This is a genomic window from Halorussus pelagicus (assembly GCF_004087835.1).
GTDB classification, from domain to species: Archaea; Halobacteriota; Halobacteria; order Halobacteriales; family Haladaptataceae; genus Halorussus; species Halorussus pelagicus.
The window spans coordinates 54967-76605 of the sequence record NZ_CP035120.1 but is presented as its reverse complement, the minus strand read 5'-3'; the positions used below and the strand labels follow the sequence as shown (position 1 = coordinate 76605).

Genomic DNA, 21639 nt, shown 5'->3' with positions numbered 1-21639 from the left:
TTTTCCCGTTCCTGCCGTAGCTCCGTGCGGTGAGCTACCGATGTCCGGAAAGAAACTCCTGATGGTCGTCGGCGACTTCGGCGAGGACTACGAGATAATGGTACCGTTTCAGGCCCTGCAAGCGGTTGGTCACGAGGTAGACGCGGTCTGTCCCGAGAAGGAAGGCGGCGACACTGTCAAGACCGCCGTCCACGACTTCCGGGGCGACCAGACCTACGTCGAATCGCGCGGCCACGACTTCGAGTTGACCGCGACGATGAGCGAGGTGGACCCCGCAGAGTACGACGGACTGGTCCTCCCCGGCGGGCGCGCGCCGGAGTACCTCCGGACGTACGACGAGGTTCTAAAAGCGGTTCGACACTTCTTCGAGGAAGACAAACCGGTCGCGGCCATCTGTCACGCGGCCCAGATTCTCGCGGCCGCAGACGTTATCGCGGGCCGGACCTGCGCGGCTTACTCGGCGCTCGAATCCGACGTGGAGGGCGCGGGCGGCGACTACTACGACGGCGTGACGACCGACGGAAACCTCGTGACGGGCCGCGACTGGAGCGACCACGTCGAGTGGCTCTCGCAGTTCCTCGACCTGCTGGGAACCGAAATCAGCCACGGCGGGGCGATGGAGACCGAAGCGGCCGAAGACTGAGCCAGCAAGGGAACTACGCCCTCGGAATCAACGCCGAACTGACCCCGACCCACGCTGGCTCGTGACGAATCGGCACCAAGTTTCTCGGTGGTCAACGACGTAGTCGGCTCGGGGGGAGACCATGACAGTCGAAGACATCGCCAGAGACGACGTAGTAACGACCCGAGCGAACGCATCGATAGCCGACGTAGCGGTGACGATGCGCGAGGAGAACGTCGGAAGCGTGGTCGTGACCGAGGACGACCAACCGACGGGAATTGTCACCGACCGCGACGTGGCGCTCCAAGTTGTCGCCGACGACAAGAGCGACCTGACCGCGGCCGACGTGATGACAACCGACCCGGCGACGATACCCGGACGCGCGGGCGTGTTCGAGTTGACCGACGCCATGCGCTCGGCGGAAGTCCGGCGAATGCCGGTCGTAGACGACGACGGGAATCTCGCGGGCATCGTCGCTCTCGATGACCTGAATCGCCTGCTCGTCAACGAGTTGGACAACCTCGCGGACGTAATCGAAAGCGAGTCGCCGTCGTACTGACACGCTACCGCAAACGCGACATTTTTATCGGGTGATTGTCTCGCCAAGGGTATGGTGAGTCAGTCCGCACTACTCGATTCCCTCCACGGAATTTCCGCTCGTATCGACGGAGAGATGAGCGAGAAGGACGTGGAGAACGCGTTTCTCAACGAGGACTTCTATACGACGCTGGGGTACTCGGGTGCGGGCCACGATCTGCGGAGCGAGTGGAAGCTCCCGGACGACCGGCGACCCGACTACGTGACGCTGGATGACAACGAGTCGGTGACGGCGGTCTACGAGTTCAAAACCTCGGGGAGGAGTCTGACACCGCACGAAGACCAGCTTTTCCACTACGTAGATACGTTAAAAGCGGACTACGGTATCCTGACAAACGGGTCGGAGCTTCGACTGTACAAGCGCGAAGACCACGAACGACTGCTCTCCATTTCGCTTGAACAAGCGTCGAAGAGCGACGCCGCGAATCTCGTTTCGGCGCTCGAAAAGCCCGAGTGGGACATCACGGACCCGGCGAGCGTCGAGACGTATCTTGATACGCTCGATTCCGTGGAGCTGGACGGCGAACTCGGGCGTGAACACTTCTTCGATACGTTCCGCCTCGAACCAGACAGTCCGTTCGCCGACCTCGTGACCGCGATGGTCGATTTGCTCCGAGAACTCCGCGACGAGCAGGAGACGAAGTTCGTGAAGGGCGCGTACGACTTCTGGGAGGCGAGTTACGCCAGCGAACCCGACGACGTACCGCCATCGTGGGAGGAGTTCATCGACGGCGAGCAGTCGCTTCGGGACTTCATGTTCTGTCTGGAGAGCGGCCACGCGCTGTTGGCGCGGTTGCTGTTGGCCAAAGCGACCGAGGACCACGACTTCTTCCCCTCCGAGAAGGGGCTTCGACGGTACTTCGACGAACTCGGCGGCTTCAACGACGAAATCAGTCTCGACGCCTACCCGGTTGCGGCCAACGGGATGATAGAGGAGATGCGAAACCAGTTGGTCGAAAGCCTCTTCGAGGACGACATCTTCATTTGGTGGTCCGACGGGTACGCCGAACAGACCGCCAGCCAGCACGACAACCCGTACAGCCGATTCGAGGACGTTGCAAAGGAGGGAAGCGACGTTTCGAGAGTGAGTCAGGCGACCAGAGAGCGGTTCAGTCGTGCCGTCTCGGAGGTCATCTTCTCGGTGCTGAAGTTCGACTTCTCGCGCATCGATGGCGACCCGCTTGGTAATCTCTACCAGCGATACTTCGACCCCGAAACGCGAAAGGCGCTCGGCGAGTTCTACACGCCCCAACCGGTCATCGACTACATCATGGACGGTGTGGACTACGACGTCGGGGTCTCCGAAGAGCGCATTATCGACCCTTCCTGTGGGTCGGGAACGTTCCTCGTGGAAGCCGTCGAGCGGTACATCGCGGACGTGGAACGCTACCACGACGACCCCGACTGGGCGGACCACCTCACGGAACTCTGCACGCGGCCCCACGTCGTCGGACTGGACATCCACCCCTTCGCGGTCCTGATGGCCCAGATTCGATTCATGGTGACGATTCTACCCAAATATCGGGAGGCCAAGCGGGAACGCGACGACTTCACGATTCGGCGTCTGCCGATTTTCCGGACGGACACGCTCCGCAACGAGCGCGAACTGACGGGCATCAATCTGGGCGACGACGGGATGAAACAGATGACCCTCGACGCGACGACGGAAGACAACCAAGACGTGAAGATTCCGGTCCCGCTTCCCGTCGAAGTGGACGAAGACGAAGTGGCCGAGTCGGAGCGCGAAGGCGATTTCCTCGTCCAGCGCATCCGGATGCCGTTGTTCGATACGGTGCGAGTCAACGCCGAGATACGGAACTTCGGCGAATACTTCGCGGCGTTACAGGGCGTCCTCGACGTGGTGAAGTACCACATGCACGAGGAGATGTGGGAGTACCGCGGCGGACTCGCGGAGGGCATCGACCGCTACACCGACCGCGATTACGACGGCATCGAGGAGTTTTTCGAACCGTACGTGCAGGATATCCTCGACACGGTGGAGTACCTGCGCGTCGAACACGGCGACGGTCGCCTGTTCAAGATGTTCGAGGACACCGTGCTGTCGCTGGTCGTGAAAAACTACATGGAGTACGATTACGTGGTCGGAAATCCGCCGTACGTCAGAATCCAAAACCTCCCCGACGAGCAGAAAGCGATTCTCGACGAACTGTACGAGTCTACTACCGGCAACTACGACATCTACTGTCCGTTCTACGAGCGCGGACTCGACTGGTTGGCCGAAGACACGGGACGACTCGGGTTCATCACCCCGAACCAGTTCATGGTCACGGACTACGGCGAAGGGATTCGAAACGTGATGCGCCGGGAAGCGACCGTGCAGGAGGTCTACGATTTCCGCGACTCGGGTGTGTTCGCCGACGCGACGAACTACCCCGCAATCGTCATTCTGGAAGACGAGGACGACGAGACGGCCCGCGCCGACAACGATATTCGGTCCGTCCGCGTAAAGGCGAACGTCGAGGACGACACCGGGCGAGCGCTGGACGAGGAAATCGTCTCGGCCGTCCGCGACCACCGCGACGAACCGGGCTACAGCGACGACTACATCGACGTGTTCGACTTCCCGCAAGGCGAACTGGGAGACGGGTACTGGTCGCTGATGCCGCCCGAAGAGCTAGCGGTTTTCCGGAAGTTGGAGGAAAACAGCGACGATAGAATCGGTGAAATAACAGATTCAGTATTCGCTGGGACGCAAACAAGTGCAAATAAAGTCTATGTGGTAACACCGACGAATGCAGACCGAATTGAACCCAATGAAGGCGGTAATACTGTTCAAATCGTTCCTTCAGGTGAAAACAAGGAGTACGAAATTGAAACCGACTTGCTTCGACCTTGGCTAGATGGGAAAGATATCCAACGATGGCAAGCAGATTGGTCGGGACAACACGTAATTCTCCCATACAAAATCGAAAAGACCGACGATGGAAAGTTAGAATCTACACTACACTCAGAAGGGTATCTGCGTGAAAATCTTCCATTGACTTGGGATTACTTTGAAGAACATAAGGACAAGCTAGAAAGCCGTGAAAGTGGAAAGATGGAGGGACAGGAAGACTGGTACAGCTTCATTTATCCTAAAAGTCACGACCGATTTGAGCGACCGAAGACTATCGGTGCGCACATCTCAGAAAACGCCCGATTCATGATTGATGATACTGGTGTATGGTACTTTAAAACAGCTTATGGGCTTCAGCCACTACCTGAGATTGAAGACTTGACAGAGGTTATCGCGGCAGAATTGAATTCAAAAGCACTTGATTTTTATTTCAAGCATATCACAACTGTCAAAGCTGGGGGTTTCTACGAGTATCGCGCTCAATACCTCGAACAACTTCCTTGTATCACAGAAGATAAAAACGGTTATTTCGATACTATTCAAATTAGTGGAGACAAGATTGTAGAAACCATTGATTTAGACAACAAAACCCAACGCTTCCCCGAAGCCTACCTCGGCGACTACGACGGCCCGTTAGGCCACATCGACTACGAGTGGCAGACCCGGCGGTACCCGGTGGATGCCGACATTCAGCAACTCGCGGACGGCCGATTCGCCGTCACCGCCGGGCGCTCGGACGAAATCACCGACCCGCTCATCGACCGCGGCGACCGCGAGGAGAACAAGCGCCGCGCGAAGTACGTCCACGCCGCCGTTGACGGCCGGAACATGAAGAGCGGCGAGGAACAGACGATTCCGATTCCGACGACGAGCGAGGGCGTCGAGCAACTGCTCGGCACGCTGGAAGCCGACGAGCGGACCGTTGCGGAGACCGACATCGAGCAACTGGAGGCCGACATCGACCGCGCGGTCTACGACCTGTTCGACCTGACTGACGACGAGCGCGCGGTCATCGAGGAGTATCTGGAAGTGTTCTGACGCCGCGTTCGAGCATGCGTCGGTGGGGATGTTCACGACCGCCCGAACTCGCCGTTACGTATTTTCCGGCGTCCGTGGTAGCCCCGTGCATGAACTACGACGAGTTCATGGGACACGTTCAGAATCGACTCGAACTGCCCGACACCGGCCGAGCGGTCCGCGCGACGCGCGCGGTCCTCCAGTCGCTCGGCGAGCGTTTGCAGGCCGGAGAGGCCCAAGACCTCGCGGGACCGCTCCCGATGGAGGTCGATTACTACCTCGAATCGGCCGACTCGGGCCAGCGATTCGACTACGACGAGTTCGTCAGTCGGGTCGCCGACCGCGCGAATGCCGACCGCGCCGACGCCGCCTACTACGGGAAAGTTGTGGTCGGTCTCGTCAGCGAACGCGTCCCGGCGGGCGAAATCGAACAGGTCCGCGCCCAACTGCCCGCGGAGTTCGACGACCTGTTCGCCCTCGTGGACCCCGAGGAAGTCGAGGAGTAGGCGTCTCAGTCGGCGGCAACAATACCGTATCGCACGGCCGCCGATTCGACGGCCAGTCGGTTAAAGCGACAGCTCCAGCTCGGGCATCTGGACGAACGCGGTCTCGTACCCCTCGTGGCGCGCGACCTGCGGCGGGGCGTCGACGGTTAGAGTCAGCGAATCGCCCGACTCGACACTCTCGACGGCCGCGCCGTAGTGATAGCCCAGTTGGGGGTCCAGCGCGGCCCGGAGAATGTCGTCGTACACCGACGACCCGCCGCGGGTCAGCGTCGCGGACAGCGACATGAACGGCAGGGGGTAGCGGTTGTACGGCGTCCGGGACGAGACAGCCAGATACGACTGGCCATCGGGCACGAAGTGGGGCGACTCGTCGGGCGCGAACACCGCGAAGTCGGCGTCCCCGCTGGTCCCCGTGGCGAGGACGTTCGGTAGGTCGTCGCGCTCGGGAACCTGCGCGAGGGGCATCTTCATCTCCATCGGTTCGATAGCTCCCGCATCGCCCTTCTTGTCAGGGAGTTGTTTGAGCGAGAGGTCGCCCAACTTGCCGCGACGGTGTTCGAACTCTACCTCGATGGTCGTCCCCTCGCCGAACGCGCCCCGTAACTCGCCCATCCGGCGGGCCTGCATCGCGCTGACCGAGAGCCTCGCGGTGTAGGTCCCGTTGCCGTCGAGTCGCACGTTGTCGCCGAAGTGATAGCCCATATTCTGGGAGAGCATGGGCCAGAGCCGACGCGAATCGATTTCCTCGCCACCCTTCAGAATCGTCGCGCGAATCTCCGAGGTCGGCAGAACCGTCCCGGTCTCGGAGTCCCAGAGCGTCGCCATCAGGTGCGCGGTGGCGTCCTCGCCGACCTGCGCCAAGTTCAGGTCGGTGCCCGTTATCGTCCAGAAAGCGTGGGGGAGACTGTACATCAGACCGACCTTGTACCGACCGTCGCCGCCCATCCCGACCATCGTCATCCCGTCGATGTGCGAGGGGTAGTACACCTTCTCGGTGCGGTCCTCGACGGTCGTGAACCGGCTCTGGGCGGACGACTGAGTCTCGAAGGTCCCCATACACCCCGCGAGGCCAGCGAGTCCGAGCGGTCCGGCGGCCCGGAGAAGGTCGCGTCGTTGCATTGGCGGATGGTTGTGGCGTCGGAGAAATACGGGTTCTGGTTCGGGCTTCGAAACGGGGTGTCGGTGAACCTATCGGTCACAAATCATCACGGAACAGCGGCGACTCCTCGTCGCCACAGTCCGAGCGCCCGCAGACTCCGGCCTCGTCGCCCGCCCGCTCGACGCCCGCGCTGAGCGCGGACAGTTCCCAGACCGCTTCGTGGCCGGTCTCCCGGCGGTGGGTTTCGATGCGCTCGCGGGCCGCGCCGAGGTTGCCGAACGACTCGTCGAGGTCGCAGTCGGGACACGTCACCGTCGCGCGCTCGTCGGTCATCGTTTCGAAGGAATGGTCGCGGGTGGTAAAACTGCCTCGTTCGGACTATCTCCGACACCGAGATTCACTCGCGCCGAACGCCGTGACGAAGCACACCTACGCCCTCGACTTCGACTTCCACGTCGTCGCCGTCTTCGAGGGCCGCGACGCCCGCGGGCGTCCCGGTCGAGACCACGTCGCCCGGTTCGAGCGTGAGGTAGGTCGTAATCTCCTCGATGAGTTCCGGCACCGACCAGATGAACTCGTCGCGCGAAGACCGCTGGCGGGTCTCGCCGTTGACGCGCAACTCGACGCTCGCGTCGTCGGGCACCTCCTCGGGCGTGGCGAGGACGGGACCGAGCGGCGCGGAGTTGTCGAACGCCTTGCCCCGGACCCAGTTCTGCTCGCGGTCTTGGTCGTCGCGGTTCGACACGTCGTCCATGCAGGTGAATCCCGCGACGTACTTCATCGCCTCCTCGGCGGCGACGTTCCGGGCCTGCTCGCCCATCACGACCGCGAGTTCCGCCTCGTGGTCCACGCGCTCCTTCCCGGCGGGGAGACCCACGGTGTCGCCGTGGGCCGCGAGCGCGTTCGGGGGTTTGAGAAAGAGGAGCGGGCGCTCGGGCGGTTCCTTATCGCGCTCGGCGGCGTGGTCGGCGTAGTTCAGCCCTACGCAGACGATTTTCGAGGGGTCGCTCGGCGGGAGGAGTTCGACCGCGGACTCGTCGTAGATTCGGTCGGCGGCCTCGATGCCGTCGTCGGTCCACTCGCCCGTGCGGGTGGAACCCGCGGGGTCGCGGAATCGTACTTTTCGCATGTGAAGGGGTGTGTCTGGGGAGCGTAAAGAGGTTCAGGAATCCGCAACTGCGTGGGGTTCTTCGTGAACTGATACCGACGCCGCGAGAAGCGATGGGCAGTAGACGGTACCTCTCGGACTACCGAGACGCCGCCTGCGAGACTATTTCGACGTTCGTGAACTCGAAGCGCGCCCCGCCAGCGTCGCTCTCCGCGACCCGACACTGCCAGTCGTACGTGTCGGCGAGTCGCTTGACGAACGTGAGACCGAGACCGATGCCGGTCTCGTCGGTGGTGTACCCCGCCTCGAACACCTGTTCGCGCTCGGCCACGGGTATCCCCTCTCCGTCGTCGGCGACGTAGAATCCGTCCGGAAGGTCGCCGACGCTGACCGTAACCTCCGACCCGCCGTGTTCGACCGCGTTCGAAAACAGATTTTCGAGCAGGTGACGCAGGTGAATCGAGTCGGTCTCGACGGTTCGGTCGGTTTCGACCACGAGTTCCGCGTCGGCCGCACCCATCTCCGCCCACACCTCGGCGGCCGCGTCGGTCAGCGAGACCGGTTCCCAGTCGATGACAGACTTCGTCCCTCTCGCGGTGACGAGGATAACGTCGATTATCGCCTCGATGCGGTCGAGCGCGACTGCTACCTCCTCGGCGGCCGACTCGTCTCCCTCGGCGGCCTGTTCCTGATAGAGTTGGGCGATGTGTAGCGGGTTGCGGAGTTCGTGGGCGACCATACTGGCAAACGAGTCGAGGCGGTCGTTCTCGCGCTGGCGTTCGAGTTCCGTCCCGACCCACTTGCTCAGGAGATTGACGAAGGTGACTTGCCAGTCGGAGAAGTCCTCGACGCGCGCCTCCATGTCGTAAAAACAGAACGTGCCGTACACCTCCTCGCCGACGGACACCGGCGCGCCGAGATAGCACGAAATCCCCCACTCGGCGTTCCCCGACTTGTCGGCCAGTTCCGGCGCGTCCGACTCAACGTCGTTCAACACCAACGTCTGTTCGGTCGTGACTACGCGTTCGCAGTTCGTCGCTTCGAGCGGTATCGAGTCCCCCGGATGGAGGTCGGCGTCGTCCGGGGCGACGACCGCCTCGAAGACGTACGTCTCTCCCTGCACGCGAGAGAGGGTCGCGTAGTCGATTCCCAGCGTCTCTCGAACGACATCGAGGAGTGCGTCGAGTTGCTTGCGGAACGACATGTCGGAGTCCGCGATGATGTCGTAGGCGCGACGCAGAGCGCGTTCGCGTTCTTCGAGTTCGCCCTGATGGCCGACCCGCTGGGTGACCTCACGGAAGCAGACGGTGAGTCCCGTCTCGGAGGGGTACGCACGGACCTCGAACCGCGCGTTCAGCGGTTCAATATGCTCCTCGAAGGTCGTCGGCGTCTGGGTCGCCATCGCCCGTTCGAACTTCCGCTTGAACCGTGGCTGGACCGCGTCGGGGATCGCGTCCCAGACGATGGTGCCACGGAGGTCGCCCCCGTCGCGTTGAAAAAGGCGTTCAGCCCGTTCGTTGAGGTAGGTGAATCGCCACTCCTCGTCGAGGGCGTACACCGCGTCGGTGATTCGCCCGAAGACCTCCTCTAGGTCGGTGTCGAGAGGCGGCGGGTTTGGTCCTCGGTCGTCGCTCATTCAGTTCGCTATTGAGTTAGCTCATTGAAGACTCTTGATACTTGGAAAAGGCGTCGAAGTGACGCCGAACGGCGACGAGTCGGGAGATTACGCTCAGTTCTTCGGTTTCGGCGTCGGAAGCGACCGCTTCTCGCGCGGCGGGAGCAGGAAATTCCCCCGGCGAAGTACCTCCATGTACTGCAAGATGCCGTTGTTGTTCGTCTGGCCGACCGCCGACCGCTCGGCGAGGTCCTCGCCGTTCATCGCGTCGCGGGTGTCCACGAAGTCCGAGATGGTGCGCTGGAGCGAGACGAAGTGCAGGCCCGCCCGCCCGTCGTCCGTCGAGTCGAAGTCCCGGCGAATCATCAGTGGCGACCCGTCGTCGTCGCGCGCACGGGCCGACTTCTGGGAGTGGCCGACCATTCCCTTCGTCCGGGCGTGGTCCTCCGCGTGGGCGGGACAGCCCTTTTGTTCCATCTGCGCGGAGTCACCGAGGTTGTCGCCCGCGCCTTCCACGAGGTCCTCCTCGGCGTGGACCGGGCAGAACATCTTGCCGACGCGCTGGGAGCGACTGTCCTGCTCGTACCACTGTTCGAGATTCAGCCGAATCTTCGAAAGCTGGTGGGTCGTCCCGCCCGCAAACGGCCCGTCCCGAATCGTCACGCGGTCCTCGCTGGCCTGATTTTTCTGGAAGCCCGACTTAAAGCCCATGTAGAGGGGCGCGTCCTCGGAGACCGGGCCGGAGTCGGGAATCCCGTCCACGTCCTGATTCTCCGCGGGCAGGCCCTCGCCGATGAATCCCGTCCGGCGCTCGGCCCGCTCGAAGACCCCCGAGAGGTCCGCGTCCATCTCGACGCCGTTGGCCGTCGCCTGCTCGCCGAGCAAGGCCTGCTCGGCCGCCAGCACGACCTCGGCGTGGTCGCTGGCGAGGTGGACAACGGCGTCCTGTCGGTCGAGTTCGGGGTCCTCGAACGGCGCGAGCGCCCGCGGGTCCTGCAAATCGACCGACTCCGGGAGGTCGTCGTCGAACCGCTCGAAGTACGACGGCGAGTAGCCCACCGTGAACAGCAGGCCGTCGTTGCCCCGCTCGTAGGCGCGTTCGAGACTCCGGAACGCCGACTCCGCGGTCTCCCGGTCTTCGTCGCTCGGCGTCCCTTCGCCCGCGTAGTTCAACAGGAGGAGGACCCGATGGCGAGGCGCGACGACGTTCCCGTGGTCGTCCCGATTCAGGTACTCGTCCCACGCGTGCTGGCGCGAGGGGAGCGTCGAGAGGTCGTCCGGGCCGGTGGCCACGTCAAGGTCGTCGCCGCCGCGGCTCAGGCAGGCCGACAGCGCCGACGCGCCCCCGATTGCGACCGCGGCCTTGGCGAACTGCCGCCGGGAGATGCCGCGCTCGTCGCCCGGTCCACCGCTCCGTCCGGCGTCTCGCGCTCCCGATGTCCTCCCTCCGGATTCGCTTTCTCCGGGTTCGCTCGGTCCGGTATTCTCCATTGGCGAGTTCTTAGAACGCGACGCGAAAGGGGGTTCTGGTTCGGGCGTCGAAATGGGAGATTGGTTCCGCAGTCTCGGAGTTGTTCGAACCGACTTCATCGGAGAAATCCCCGCTCCGTTACCCAAACGTTCAATCCCATCGACCGTGTTCGTCCGATTAGGCCCACCGTGTCCGAGACAGAGAGCGAGGCAGTCGTCGAGGTGGAGTTTCGCGTCACCGACGACCGATACCCGCTGGTGGCGATTCCGGACCGACTCGACTGTCGAACGCGAGTCGAACAGATAGTTCCGCGGGGCGACGACACCTACGCCATCTTTCACTACTTCTCGGGCGCGACCGCGGAGGGCGTTCTTGGCGCCATCGAGGAGTACGACGGCATCGAGGCCCGAACGATGGACGACCGCGACGACGGCGGCGTGGTGGAAGTCCTCGTCTCCGAACCGGACGACCACTTCGTCGTGACGCTGACCGACGCGGGCGCGATTCCCCGCGAACTCCGGAGCGAAGGCGGCGAGGCCCGCATCGTCGCGGAGGTGCCGACCATCTACCGCGTCTCGACGATCATCGACCAGTTTCTCGACACCCATCCCTCCGCGGAGGTCGTCGCGCGCCGCCAGAAAAACCACGACGTGCCGGTGTTCACCCGCCGAGAGTTCGCGCAGGCCGTCGAAGAGCGATTGACCGACCGCCAGCGCGAAGTGCTGGAAGCGGCCTTCGTCGCGGGCTACTTCGACTGGCCGCGGGGCAAGTCCGGCGAAGAGGTCGCGGCCGAACTCGGCGTCACCAGCACGACGTTCTCACAGCACCTCCGGGCGGCCCAGGGCAAGATAGTCTCCATCCTCGTCGGCGAGTGGGGCGAGAGGTGAGTTACGGACCGCTGTTCGCGTGGGTCGTCTATTTAGGGTCCTTCTTCGACCAGTCCATCCACTAACTTCGTGAACCGGTCAACCATGCGCTCGGGGAGCGAGGGTGTGACCTCGCCGAGCAGTTCGGCAGTCGCCTCAGGGCGCGCTGGTTCGAGGTAGACGCGGTTCCCCTCGCGGCGTTTCGCCACGAGGTCGTCGCCGCTCAGGTTGTCGAGATGCCACTCGACCGTACTCCGGGCCACGCCGAGTTCGTCGGCGAGCGCGGCGGGCGTCGTCTCGCCCGCGTCGAGCAGGTGGACCAGCAGGTCGCGGGCGGTCTCGCGCCGGAACACGGCGAGCGCCGACCGCTCCCAGTCGTCGTAGCCCGGCGGGTAGATGTGGGTCCGCCCGCGAATCTCGTCGGTGACAACCGAATCGCCCTTGCGGAGGCGCTTGAGGTGGTACTGGACCTGTCCGGGCGCGAGGTCGAGGTCCCGGACGACCGCGTTGAAGTGGACGCCGGGGTTCGCCCGGACGTGGTCGGCGATGGTGCGGCGAGTCGCGTTCATCGGTCGTCGCCTCCATCTCGGTCGGGGTTCGGGGACCGCTCGCCGCCGTCGCTCCTGAGCGAGCGCGATTCCCCACTACGGTCCGCGAACTTGCGGACCCGCCGAGCGTCGTAGACGGCGGCGACGACCAGCGCGGCCATCGCCGCGTCGAGACCGTGTTCGAGCAGGTGGTGGGACCCCGGCGCGACCATTCCGGTGAGCGACAGCACCGCGACGCCGGTTCGGGCCAGCAGGGTCGCCAGCGCCAGCGTCACCAGCAGGTACGACCGCGAGCGCCGCCGGAGGAGCGCGGCCAGCGCGAGACCGACGAGGACTGCCGACCCGAGACCCGCCAGCGCGAGCAGGGCGACGAACCCGAGGTCGGGGGTCGCGCCGTGCCCCGCATCGAGAGGCGCCAGCGTCCCCGCCTTGCGAAGCATATCCGTCGTTTGGGCCGGTAGCGATTTACGAGTTCGGTTCGGCGACGACCGCGGAGAACGACTCGACGACAACCGAGTTGGAGGTTCCAGAGAGTGTTTCATCTCGTCGGCCGCGGACGCGACCCGGCCAGCGGTCGGCGCGTGAGCGAAACAACGGAAACGCCGGTGTCACGCGAGGCGCGGGTCCGGAGATTCGACCTCGGTACCACACCGCGGACACCGGTAGCGCGCGCCCTCCTCGGAGACGAACGTCCGAGTCAGGCCGACGTACCGGCAGTTCGGACACCGCCGAATCGGGAGGCGAATCACGTCGGGAGAACGCGACGGACCGGCAAAAATCGGTCGAGCGAGAGCGCGACGAACGTTGGGGTAGTGGTCTCCGCCCGGAAACTGGCAAAGTCGGCCGCTCGCGCCAACACTTATTTGCGAGAAAAGCGAAACCGATACCATATGCCCACAGTCGCAATTATCGGCGGCGGTCCCGCCGGACTCAGTGCCGGACTGTTCACCGCGAAGAACGACCTCGATACCGTCGTGTTCGACACCGACGAGACGTGGATGCACAAGGCCCACGTCTACAACTACCTCGGCATCGAGGAAGTCGGCGGCACCGAGTTCGTGGAGCAGGCCCGCGAGCAGGTCGAGAGCTTCGACGCCGACCTCCGCGTCGGCGAAGAAGTCACCGGCGTCGAGCGCGACGGCGAGGAGTTCGCTGTGACGACCGACGACGGCGAGTACGACGCCCAGTACGTCGTCTTCGCCACGGGAACCGACACCGAACTGGCCGAGCAGTTGGGATGCGAGACGACCGAGGGCGGACTAATCGACGTGGACCTCAACATGCGGACCAGCGTCGAGAACGCCTACGCCGTCGGGTCGATGATACGCGACCAGAAGTGGGAGGCCGTCATCTCGGCGGGCGACGGCGGCGCGGCCGCGCTCCAGATTATGAGCGAGGAAGCGGGCGAACCGGTCCACGACTTCGACGTGCCCGAGTGAACTGGACCGAGACCGTCGCGCTCGAAAAGCCGTCGTTTCTCGCTTCTGCAACCGTTCGAACTCGCGGAACGCATTTCAACCGAGTTACCCGTTGATAGGGAAGCATTCCGAAGAGACGGGACGAGGAAAATGGCAACGCAAAACTCGACGTTCGCGGAGACCACCGAACTCTGCGAGGAATGTGAAAAGTCAACGCCCCACGACGTGACCATCGAAATTCAGACCGAGAGCAAAAAGCAAAACAACACCGAGTTCTCGCGCGAACCGTACCGTGTCACCGAGTGCATGGAGTGTAACGAGATGACTGCCAAGCGGATGAACGACGCCTAATCGAGGGATTTCGGCGACTCGACGCCCGTACTGCCGCGAAAATCGGTCTCGTTTTCTCGTCACGAAGAAATCGACGCGAGGTATTTCTGTATATCGGAATAAAGTTTATTCGTTCCGCTCGAACGCCTCGGCGAGTTCCGAGCGCATGAACTCCCGGCGAACCTTCCGGGACCGTTCTTCGGTCAGGTAGTTCGAGAGGACGACGCGCGGGTCGCTGCTCCCCTGCTCGGCCGCGATATCCTCCAGTCCCTCCAGTACGGCTTCGAGAACCGACGTGTAGGTGTCGTACCAGTAGCGCCGACAGAGTTGCGGACTCGGGCGCTCGCCGTCGATTTTCTCGGGCAGGTCCGCGCGCTCGGCCAGCGTCCGGAACCACGACCAAATCGTCTCCCGAGTCGCGTGCGGGTCCGCGCCTTGCGACGAGGGGAAGAGATAGCCCGACCAGTCTTCGCGGTCGGCGAGCGCGTCCAGTTGGGCGTCGAGCGCGTCCAGTCCATAGACGAGGTTGACCTCGCCCGGTCCGTTCTTTCGCTCCGCGAACGTGACGTAGGGGGCCTCGGCCTCGCCCACGTCCCGGACGAACTGGGAGACGTGGAGGCTGGCGACCTCGTTCGCCCGGAGACCCCACGCCGCGAGCGCAACGACCAGTAGGCGCTCGCGCGGCGAGTCGGCGGCCTCGACGAGCGCGCGGACGTGAGCGTGCGAGAGCGGTGCCGGGTCGGAGGGGTCGGCCTGCCACTTGAACTCGTCGTAGAGACCGGTCGCGGGGTTGACCGCGGCGAGTCGGCGGCCGACGAGATGCTGGTACCACCCGTCCACGACGCTGCGGACGCGGGTCTTCGTCGCGGCGCTGTACTCCTGTTCGTTTATCCGGTCGAAAGCGGCGTAGCAGGCGTGAACGACCTCGTGGGTCGGCGTCTCGGAATCGCGGGCGACCGGCGAGAGGAGGTCGTCGGTGCCGTTAGCCTCGCGGTAGGCCTTGACGTAGAGGTTCAACCGCCTGCGCTTGGTCTCGATGCTCGACTCACGGAGCGAGTGGCGACGGCGACGCCGGTCGAGAAACGTCTCCAGCGCGTCGCGCGTCTCGTCGTGGTCGGTCGCCCAGTCGTACTCCTCGTCGTCGCCGAGTCCGAGGTCCTCGCGCCAGAACTCGCCGAACGAGCGGTCGTGATGGCGGCGAAGTGCCGCGAGGAACGCCCGGAGTCCCTCATCGCGGAACCACTGGTGGGTCGGCCGGTCGGTCTCGGGGTCCCGGCCCTCCGCGCGGAGTCGCGGCGCGACGATGTCCCAGTAGAGGTCCCGAAAGTCGGCGAGCGAGCAGGTCGGCCAGCGCACGTCCGCGAACGGATCGGACGACGATTCCGTCACGATTTACCCCGCCTGATCGTACCTTCAGTGGTGAGTCGAGCGTTGCGGGAAAACGGAGAGAGAAGCCCCCGCGACGAGTTGAACGCCGATTTTGAGACGGCCATAGTTCTCCGTCTCGGAGGTTCTATGTTATTACTTATGATTCTGTGGGGATAACGGTCCGCTGTGGACTGTTAGGCCCACGGAAAATTGGGCGGTATTGGAGCGATAATTTGTAAACTCTATGTCGCTATATAGAATCTGAATCGTCGATTATCGCAACGTCAAAACGATAACTTTGATACGGCCATTTATTCATGCAAACCTGTTCAAATGCAATCCTTCACGTTTTGATGCAGGAATCAGACAAGATTCTGCTTGAAATGCGAATTCATTCCACTTAGAACAAAATAACAGAATACTATCTGAGAATTTCATCTTTTAATTTATATTTTCTACCGCCACAAAGTATATAATATGTTAATTAGTTATCATCAATGCAGATGAAAGAGAATAATACGATCTCGAATGTAACACGAAGAAAAGCGATGGAAAAAGTTGCTGCTACTGGGTTCTCTATTGCTGGATTCTCAGCGATAGGGGGAGCATCTACCGAGAGGAGAAACACCATTGGAACTAGAGCCGATACGAGTCCAGAGTGGCAAGATAGCTCTATTGACGACGTTACAGTGTGCGGCCCTGACCGCTGCGCATATGGTGAACACACATATATCGCACACACAATGACGGTCCAATATTACGGTACCGTACCACGCGAAGACCCCAACGGTGACTTTAAATATGGTCACGTCTACCGGGTCGCTGGACGTGGCAAGTCGGGCGGATACAATACGAATCAGAATGAAACCAAAGAGGACGCAGGAAATTCACCACACTTGACTGGTCATGCAATAAATATTAAAAACTTCGGTGAGGAAGTATGGACCCCCGACAGTGACCAAAGTCAGGGCAAACTCGGTGCCAAACCAGCCGAGCAAAATAATTCAATGGATAAGACGGAGCGTGCTGAGAACATCCTTGAGACGCTCGTCGGTGCTGCCCCTGGTATCGGGACAGTCAAGGATGCTGACCAACTTGCAAAAAATCTCTGGGTTGACGACAGCACGACGGTAAACCGCGACTTTGAGTGGCAACTTGATTCCATTGCGGGAATTAACTATGAAGTGACCAGTGGAACAAGTCATCACGTTGAATTCGAGGTCCGGGTCGAACCGGGAGTAGACATCGATGGACAGGCAGTTTCGATCTCATTCCTTGGTGATAAACTCGCCGCTGAGAGCCCGACAGGTACGCTCTTTAATCTGCAAGCGACAACACCCGATAAATCTGCAAGTTCCCTACAGGAAGCAAACGATGCGGGCCTAAACGCCCAGTCGATGACGGCAACGCAATCGATAGACGATTCACCGATTAACCTCGGCTCAGGACCCGCAGACTTCCGCATCATTCCAGACTCATACGACCACTCTGCTGAACCGTTCCACGAATAAGAAGCCACCTTTCTTGTGCTACTTTTCTGACCCGTCAGACGCTTTGTGCCAGCCTTCTATTTCGCCATCTTCAGTAATGCGAATTTCATATTTATACTGGCCTGAGACGCCATCATCATTTAGATGGAGCGTAGACCACTGTTCATTCCCGTCTAAACGAACCTTTGCTGTGAATGCTTCTGTTTGTGATTTCCAAGTAGGTTTAACAGCAGTTACATGCCCTGATTTGCTATTACTGATGGTTTGGGCACGGAGTTCATACTTTTTATTAACAATTCTTTCGTTTTCGTGAAATAGTTGAAGAATAAGTGTATGCTTCTTACTATCGATGTTCCGAAGTGTTATTCCAACCAACTTCCCAGTTGGTGAAGATTGTTGTAACGAGCTGAGACACCCGTTCGTTATACTTAGCATGCCTGTCGTTCCTGCGAGCAATACATCTCGTCTGGAGAGCATGGCCATTACACTATTTATTAGTTATGGAGTAGTAAGAAAATATCGGCTTTAATGAGAGAGAATATATTTCAACAAAAGAAAACTTTGAACAAAATTTTGATTTCTAGAACCATTTAAGCGATGAGGAAGTGATTGGACCCATCCTCGGTAAGAAGTCGAGATCGGTTCGGAGAAAAGAGGTTAGCTCGGCGTCAATTCGACGACTCAGACCAGCGTCTCCGGTCGGTCACCGAGGTAATCGAAGACGGCCCCAAGCGTGAACCCGTACGCGAAGTGGCCGCCGAGCGTAAACAAGAGGTACAGCGCCAGCGCGAGTCCGGTGTACTCCGAGTAGAACGCGGGGGCGAACCCGGTCCACAGCACGAACCCGAACGGGAGACCCTTCAGCGCGAACCTGTCGCCCGGCAGGTACGAACCGATGGACGCGAACAGGAGCGGCCACATCACCATTCCGCCGAGGAGAAACAGGACGTAGCCGACGGCCGCGGGGTTCGACTCGAACAGCGCGCTCAGACCGGTAAGTTCGGCCAGCGTGGCGAACTCGTTGATGTCGAAGACGCCGAGCGACGCCGCGATGAGCAGGCCCACGGTCAGCGACCCCGTACCCACCAACCCACCGACCGCACCGATGAGTCCGTCGGTAACGATACCCCATAGGTTGTCGAAGTCGGGTTCCGCACCCTCGGTTACGTCGTCGGGTAGCTCCGTCGTGTATTCTGATTCGTCCCCACTCATGATAAGCGGTACCACCCCACAGTGCAAAAGCGTTCCCGTTATATCACGAAAATTTGTGGGAAACCGATAAGTACACGAACGATGTTATCATACATCATGAACCCGTCGGTCGGAGAGCTACCCCTCGCCGTCGGAGCGTTCGGGCCGCTCCAGTCGGGACTCGTACCGAAGGGAACGCGGGTCGAGGTGTTTCGCCAGATATTCACGGTGTTTCTGGTGTTGGGAACGCTCGTGGGCGTCGTCGTCGTCGGCTACATGGTGTACAACGCCTACAAGAACCGGGATGGCGGCGGACGAGCGGTCAACGACGAAGCGACGATGGTGGGCGAACTTCCTTCCGGCGGTGGCGGCGGGCGGAAACTGTTCGTCTCGTTCGGACTGAGTACGATTATCGTGATTTCGCTCATCGCGTGGACCTACGGGACGCTGCTGTACGTCGAGGACAACCCGCCCGGCGAGAGCGACGAGGAGATGGAAATCGAAGTCGTCGGGTTCCGGTTCGGGTGGGAGTTCATCTATCCGAACGGGCACACGTCCAGCACCTTGCGAGTGCCGGAGGGCGAGACGGTTCACCTCCGCGCGACTTCCGAGGACGTGTTCCACACGTTCGGCGTCCCCGAGTTACGGGTGAAAACCGACGCCATTCCGGGCCAGACCACGGAGACGTGGTTCGTCGCCAACGAGACGGGGACCTACGAGGCCAGATGCTTCGAACTCTGTGGCGCGGGTCACTCCTACATGACCGCCGAAATCGTCGTGATGGACTCCGCCGAGTACCGGTCGTGGTACGAGAACGTGTCGAGTCCCGAGAGCGCGTCGAGTCCGAATAGCTCTGCGCTCGTCGCGCCCACAGGCGCGACGAGCGCACCCGCGAGCGTGGCCGGAGAAGATTCACCGCGCGCTCCGTGGAATGTCCCGCAGAGCGCCCGAGAGGTGGTCGCATGAGCGACGACGCGGATCCGACGACTGACGGCGGGTACGCCGACGCGACCCACGGGACCGACCGCCATCACGACCTGCCCGACCCCGCGAGCGTCAAGCGATGGCTTGTCACGACCAACCACAAGGACGTGGGTATCCTCTACACCGTCACAGCGCTTTTTTTCCTCGTGTTCGGCGGCGTGCTGGCGCTGTTGATGCGCCTTCAGCTCTGGACGCCGGGAGTGAGCCTCCTCGAACCGCTCCAGTACAATCAGGCCGTCTCGGCTCACGGTTTACTGATGGTGTTCTGGTTCCTCTCGCCGTTCGCGTTCGGGTTCGCCAACTACGTCGTCCCGCTCCAAATCGGCGCGAAGGACCTCGCCTTCCCGCGGTTGAACGCGCTGTCCTACTGGCTCTATCTCTTCTCGGGAGTGCTGTTCGGCGTCTCCTTTTTCCAAGGGGGAACCTTCTCGGGCGGGTGGACGATGTACGCACCGCTGAATCTGCCGGTTTACACGCCCAACATCGGCGCGAGTACCGCGGTACTGGCGCTGGTGATGTTCACGGCGTCGGTGACAGTCGGGTCGGTGAACTTCCTGACGACGATACACCGGATGCGCGCCGAGAGGTTGACGCTCCGCCGGATGCCCCTGTTTACGTGGACGATTCTGCTGACGACGTGGATGATGCTGTTCGCGTTTGCCGCGCTGTTGGCGGCGCTGATGATTCTCTCGGCCGACCGCCTGCTCGGGACGACCTACTTCGCGGCCACGGGACACGCAGGGTCGTTGCTCTGGGCGCACCTGTTCTGGTTCTTCGGCCACCCCGAGGTGTACATCGTCTTCTTCCCGGCGCTCGGCGTGATGGCCGAGTGCTTCCAGACGTTCACGGGCAAGCGCCTCGTCGGGCGCAAGTGGTTCATCGCGGCGATGGTACTGGTCGCGCTCCAGAGCTTCCTCGTCTGGATGCACCACATGTTCCTGACGAGCATCAACCTCCATATTAAGACGCTGTTCATGGCGACGACCATCGGCATCTCGCTCCCCTTCGACCTGATGGTGTTCGCGCTCATCTACACGCTCGTCAAGGGGAAGGTGCGATTTACGACGCCGTTCCTGTTCTCGTTCGGCGCACTCGTGCTGTTCATCCTCGGGGGAATCACGGGCGTCTTCCTCGGCGCGGTCGTCCTCGACTACGAGTTCCGGGGCACCTACTGGGTCGTCGCGCACTTCCACTACGTGATGGTCGGCGGCGTCACCGCGCTGGTGGGCGGTCTCTACTACTGGTACCCGAAGATGACGGGGAAGATGTACGACGAGTTCTTAGGGAAGGTCCACTTTGCGCTGTACTTCGTCGGGTTCAATCTGCTCTACTTCCCGATGTTCGTGGCCTGGGAGACGCCGCGGCGTGACTTCGTCTACCCCGAGGCGTTCGTCGGGTGGCACCAACTCGCCACCGTCGGGGGATTCCTGTTGGGCGCGTCGTTCCTCGTGATGTTCTACAACCTGAGCCGAAGCCTCTGGACCGGCGAGGAGGCCCCAGACAACCCGTGGCGGTACTCGACGACGACCGAGTGGGCGATTCCCTCGCCGCCGCCCCTCGAAAACTTCCCCGGCAGGCCGTCGTTCTCCAGCGGGTCGCTGGAGTTCCGACGACCGGGCCGGGCCGCGGACGGCCGCGAACTCGAAGCGGACGGTGGGAGAGGTGGCGGTGACAGTAGCGGTGGCGGCGGCGCGCTAGAAATCGCCGACCACGACGAGAGCCACGCGAGCGTCTGGCCGTTCGCAGTCGGCGTCGCGTCGTTCGCTCTCCTGCTGGGCCTGTCGGGTCTCCGGCAGGGAAGCTACCCGGCGGGACTCGAAGGTGGGTTCTACGTCGCGCTCACCGCGAGCGGCCTGCTCGGCGGCCTCTGGGCGCTGGTCCGGATGGGCCGCCAGCGGTTCCACGGGCCGACCGGACCGTTCGGCGAGAGTTGGCCCTTCGAGGCGGTGGAGAACACGAAACTCGGGATGTGGATATTCCTCGCCAGCGACGTGGTGCTGTTCGGCGCGTTCGTCGGCTCCTACGCCTTCATCCGCGTCGCGGAAGGGTGGACCGACTGGCACCACCTGATTCCGGCCGCCCACGTCCCCCTGCCGGGACTCATCAACACCTACCTCCTGCTCACGAGCAGTTTCACCGTCGTCCTCGCGCTCGTAGCGGCCGAGAGGGGCAGTCGATTGGGACTCGTCGGGTCGCTGGTGACAACGTTCGTCCTCGGTATCGCGTTCCTCGCCAACAAGGCCCAAGAATGGCTCCACCTGTTCCACGTCCACACCGAGGCGTTCCCCGAGGGGTGGGAAATCGGCACGAACGTCGCCTCCTCGACGTTCTACCTGACGACCGGCCTGCACGCGCTCCACGTCATCGCCGGACTGGTAGTGACGCTGTACCTCGTCGTGCGCGCGTGGAACGGGGCGTATCTCGACGGCGACGACGAAGCGGTCGAATACTTCGGTCTCTACTGGCACTTCGTGGACATCGTGTGGCTGTTCCTGTTCCCGCTGTTCTACATTCTGTGACACGAACGGAATAATCAACAATCCGAACATCAA

At 61.8% G+C, this 21639-nt stretch carries 21 protein-coding genes; 10 read left to right on the top strand and 11 right to left on the bottom strand.

What is annotated here, in order from left to right; translation table 11 throughout:
* The first annotated feature begins 40 nt into the window (after positions 1-40).
* The 4 genes from EP007_RS15560 to EP007_RS15545 all read left to right on the top strand — a co-directional run bounded on the left by EP007_RS15560 (position 41) and on the right by EP007_RS15545 (position 5599).
* Positions 41-643: a DJ-1/PfpI family protein gene (locus EP007_RS15560; RefSeq protein WP_128478693.1), complete on the top strand. Its 603-nt coding sequence runs from the start codon at positions 41-43 to the stop codon at positions 641-643.
* 121 nt (positions 644-764) lie between these two features.
* Positions 765-1181, top strand: coding sequence for a CBS domain-containing protein (locus tag EP007_RS15555; protein ID WP_128478692.1), 417 nt, complete (start codon positions 765-767; stop codon positions 1179-1181).
* Between the two features lie 51 nt (positions 1182-1232).
* A complete protein-coding gene (locus tag EP007_RS15550) occupies positions 1233-5114 on the top strand; it encodes an Eco57I restriction-modification methylase domain-containing protein (protein ID WP_128478691.1) in 3882 nt (1293 codons plus the stop codon).
* Between the two features lie 89 nt (positions 5115-5203).
* Positions 5204-5599 (top strand): DUF2267 domain-containing protein, encoded by a 396-nt coding sequence (locus EP007_RS15545; protein WP_128478690.1) that lies wholly within the window; start codon positions 5204-5206, stop codon positions 5597-5599.
* 60 nt (positions 5600-5659) lie between these two features.
* Here EP007_RS15545 and EP007_RS15540 read toward each other — a convergent pair whose 3' ends face one another.
* The 5 genes from EP007_RS15540 to EP007_RS15520 form a co-directional block, all read right to left on the bottom strand.
* On the bottom strand, positions 5660-6718 hold the full coding sequence (locus EP007_RS15540) for an iron transporter (protein ID WP_128478689.1): 1059 nt from the start codon (positions 6716-6718) through the stop codon (positions 5660-5662).
* Between the two features lie 76 nt (positions 6719-6794).
* Positions 6795-7031, bottom strand: coding sequence for a DUF7542 family protein (locus tag EP007_RS15535; RefSeq protein ID WP_128478688.1), 237 nt, complete (start codon positions 7029-7031; stop codon positions 6795-6797).
* 64 nt (positions 7032-7095) lie between these two features.
* The gene (locus tag EP007_RS15530; protein WP_128478687.1) at positions 7096-7827 is read right to left on the bottom strand and encodes a fumarylacetoacetate hydrolase family protein; all 732 of its coding nucleotides are present in this window, start codon (positions 7825-7827) and stop codon (positions 7096-7098) included.
* A gap of 118 nt (positions 7828-7945) precedes the next feature.
* Positions 7946-9442, bottom strand: coding sequence for a sensor histidine kinase (locus tag EP007_RS15525; RefSeq protein ID WP_128478686.1), 1497 nt, complete (start codon positions 9440-9442; stop codon positions 7946-7948).
* A gap of 93 nt (positions 9443-9535) precedes the next feature.
* On the bottom strand, positions 9536-10912 hold the full coding sequence (locus tag EP007_RS15520; protein ID WP_128478685.1) for a DUF7405 family protein: 1377 nt from the start codon (positions 10910-10912) through the stop codon (positions 9536-9538).
* Between the two features lie 168 nt (positions 10913-11080).
* Here EP007_RS15520 and EP007_RS15515 point away from each other — a divergent pair, with 168 nt between their 5' ends.
* Entirely contained in the window at positions 11081-11779 is a 699-nt protein-coding gene (locus EP007_RS15515; RefSeq protein WP_243700500.1) for a bacterio-opsin activator domain-containing protein, read from the top strand.
* Positions 11780-11811: 32 nt separating this feature from the next.
* On the opposite strand, the gene EP007_RS15510 is transcribed toward EP007_RS15515, so the two are convergent.
* The 3 genes from EP007_RS15510 to EP007_RS17650 all read right to left on the bottom strand — a co-directional run bounded on the left by EP007_RS15510 (position 11812) and on the right by EP007_RS17650 (position 13055).
* Positions 11812-12327 carry a winged helix-turn-helix transcriptional regulator gene (locus tag EP007_RS15510; protein WP_128478684.1) on the bottom strand — a complete coding sequence of 172 codons (516 nt, stop codon included), beginning with the start codon at positions 12325-12327 and terminating at the stop codon, positions 11812-11814.
* Entirely contained in the window at positions 12324-12746 is a 423-nt protein-coding gene (locus EP007_RS15505; RefSeq protein WP_208023622.1) for a DUF7471 family protein, read from the bottom strand. Before EP007_RS15505 ends, EP007_RS15510 begins: the two co-directional genes overlap by 4 nt.
* Positions 12747-12914: 168 nt before the next feature.
* Positions 12915-13055, bottom strand: coding sequence for a hypothetical protein (locus tag EP007_RS17650; protein ID WP_166035662.1), 141 nt, complete (start codon positions 13053-13055; stop codon positions 12915-12917).
* 141 nt (positions 13056-13196) lie between these two features.
* Between EP007_RS17650 and EP007_RS15500 the strand changes: the two genes are divergently transcribed.
* Positions 13197-13745 carry an NAD(P)/FAD-dependent oxidoreductase gene (locus tag EP007_RS15500; RefSeq protein WP_128478683.1) on the top strand — a complete coding sequence of 183 codons (549 nt, stop codon included), beginning with the start codon at positions 13197-13199 and terminating at the stop codon, positions 13743-13745.
* 129 nt (positions 13746-13874) lie between these two features.
* A complete protein-coding gene (locus EP007_RS15495) occupies positions 13875-14075 on the top strand; it encodes a DUF7835 family putative zinc beta-ribbon protein (protein WP_128478682.1) in 201 nt (66 codons plus the stop codon).
* A 105-nt stretch (positions 14076-14180) separates the two neighbouring features.
* Here the strand turns inward: EP007_RS15495 and EP007_RS15490 are convergent, their stop codons facing one another.
* On the bottom strand, positions 14181-15443 hold the full coding sequence (locus tag EP007_RS15490) for a tyrosine-type recombinase/integrase (RefSeq protein ID WP_128478681.1): 1263 nt from the start codon (positions 15441-15443) through the stop codon (positions 14181-14183).
* 476 nt (positions 15444-15919) lie between these two features.
* Here EP007_RS15490 and EP007_RS15485 point away from each other — a divergent pair, with 476 nt between their 5' ends.
* Positions 15920-16933 (top strand): hypothetical protein, encoded by a 1014-nt coding sequence (locus EP007_RS15485; protein WP_128478680.1) that lies wholly within the window; start codon positions 15920-15922, stop codon positions 16931-16933.
* Positions 16934-16951: 18 nt separating this feature from the next.
* Here the strand turns inward: EP007_RS15485 and EP007_RS15480 are convergent, their stop codons facing one another.
* Both EP007_RS15480 and EP007_RS15475 read right to left on the bottom strand, forming a co-directional pair.
* Entirely contained in the window at positions 16952-17395 is a 444-nt protein-coding gene (locus EP007_RS15480; RefSeq protein WP_128478679.1) for a hypothetical protein, read from the bottom strand.
* A gap of 198 nt (positions 17396-17593) precedes the next feature.
* On the bottom strand, positions 17594-18124 hold the full coding sequence (locus EP007_RS15475; protein WP_128478678.1) for a DUF6789 family protein: 531 nt from the start codon (positions 18122-18124) through the stop codon (positions 17594-17596).
* Between the two features lie 96 nt (positions 18125-18220).
* Here EP007_RS15475 and coxB point away from each other — a divergent pair, with 96 nt between their 5' ends.
* Positions 18221-19069, top strand: coding sequence for a cytochrome c oxidase subunit II (gene coxB / locus EP007_RS15470; RefSeq protein WP_128478677.1), 849 nt, complete (start codon positions 18221-18223; stop codon positions 19067-19069).
* The gene (locus EP007_RS15465) at positions 19066-21606 is read left to right on the top strand and encodes a cbb3-type cytochrome c oxidase subunit I (RefSeq protein WP_128478676.1); all 2541 of its coding nucleotides are present in this window, start codon (positions 19066-19068) and stop codon (positions 21604-21606) included. The genes coxB and EP007_RS15465 overlap by 4 nt, the downstream gene beginning before the upstream one ends.
* The last annotated feature ends 33 nt before the right edge of the window (positions 21607-21639 follow it).

Coding starts and splice junctions, on each gene's coding strand:
- EP007_RS15550 (WP_128478691.1), top strand. CDS start 1,233: ATGGTGAGTCAGTCCGCACTACTCGATTCCCTCCACGGAATTTCCGCT.
- coxB (WP_128478677.1), top strand. CDS start 18,221: ATGAACCCGTCGGTCGGAGAGCTACCCCTCGCCGTCGGAGCGTTCGGG.
- EP007_RS15560 (WP_128478693.1), top strand. CDS start 41: ATGTCCGGAAAGAAACTCCTGATGGTCGTCGGCGACTTCGGCGAGGAC.
- EP007_RS15495 (WP_128478682.1), top strand. CDS start 13,875: ATGGCAACGCAAAACTCGACGTTCGCGGAGACCACCGAACTCTGCGAG.
- EP007_RS15540 (WP_128478689.1), bottom strand. CDS start 6,718: ATGCAACGACGCGACCTTCTCCGGGCCGCCGGACCGCTCGGACTCGCT.
- EP007_RS15475 (WP_128478678.1), bottom strand. CDS start 18,124: ATGAGTGGGGACGAATCAGAATACACGACGGAGCTACCCGACGACGTA.
- EP007_RS15485 (WP_128478680.1), top strand. CDS start 15,920: ATGCAGATGAAAGAGAATAATACGATCTCGAATGTAACACGAAGAAAA.
- EP007_RS15465 (WP_128478676.1), top strand. CDS start 19,066: ATGAGCGACGACGCGGATCCGACGACTGACGGCGGGTACGCCGACGCG.
- EP007_RS15500 (WP_128478683.1), top strand. CDS start 13,197: ATGCCCACAGTCGCAATTATCGGCGGCGGTCCCGCCGGACTCAGTGCC.
- EP007_RS15545 (WP_128478690.1), top strand. CDS start 5,204: ATGAACTACGACGAGTTCATGGGACACGTTCAGAATCGACTCGAACTG.
- EP007_RS15530 (WP_128478687.1), bottom strand. CDS start 7,827: ATGCGAAAAGTACGATTCCGCGACCCCGCGGGTTCCACCCGCACGGGC.
- EP007_RS15510 (WP_128478684.1), bottom strand. CDS start 12,327: ATGAACGCGACTCGCCGCACCATCGCCGACCACGTCCGGGCGAACCCC.
- EP007_RS15505 (WP_208023622.1), bottom strand. CDS start 12,746: ATGCTTCGCAAGGCGGGGACGCTGGCGCCTCTCGATGCGGGGCACGGC.
- EP007_RS15525 (WP_128478686.1), bottom strand. CDS start 9,442: ATGAGCGACGACCGAGGACCAAACCCGCCGCCTCTCGACACCGACCTA.
- EP007_RS15535 (WP_128478688.1), bottom strand. CDS start 7,031: ATGACCGACGAGCGCGCGACGGTGACGTGTCCCGACTGCGACCTCGAC.
- EP007_RS15555 (WP_128478692.1), top strand. CDS start 765: ATGACAGTCGAAGACATCGCCAGAGACGACGTAGTAACGACCCGAGCG.
- EP007_RS15480 (WP_128478679.1), bottom strand. CDS start 17,395: ATGGCCATGCTCTCCAGACGAGATGTATTGCTCGCAGGAACGACAGGC.
- EP007_RS15520 (WP_128478685.1), bottom strand. CDS start 10,912: ATGGAGAATACCGGACCGAGCGAACCCGGAGAAAGCGAATCCGGAGGG.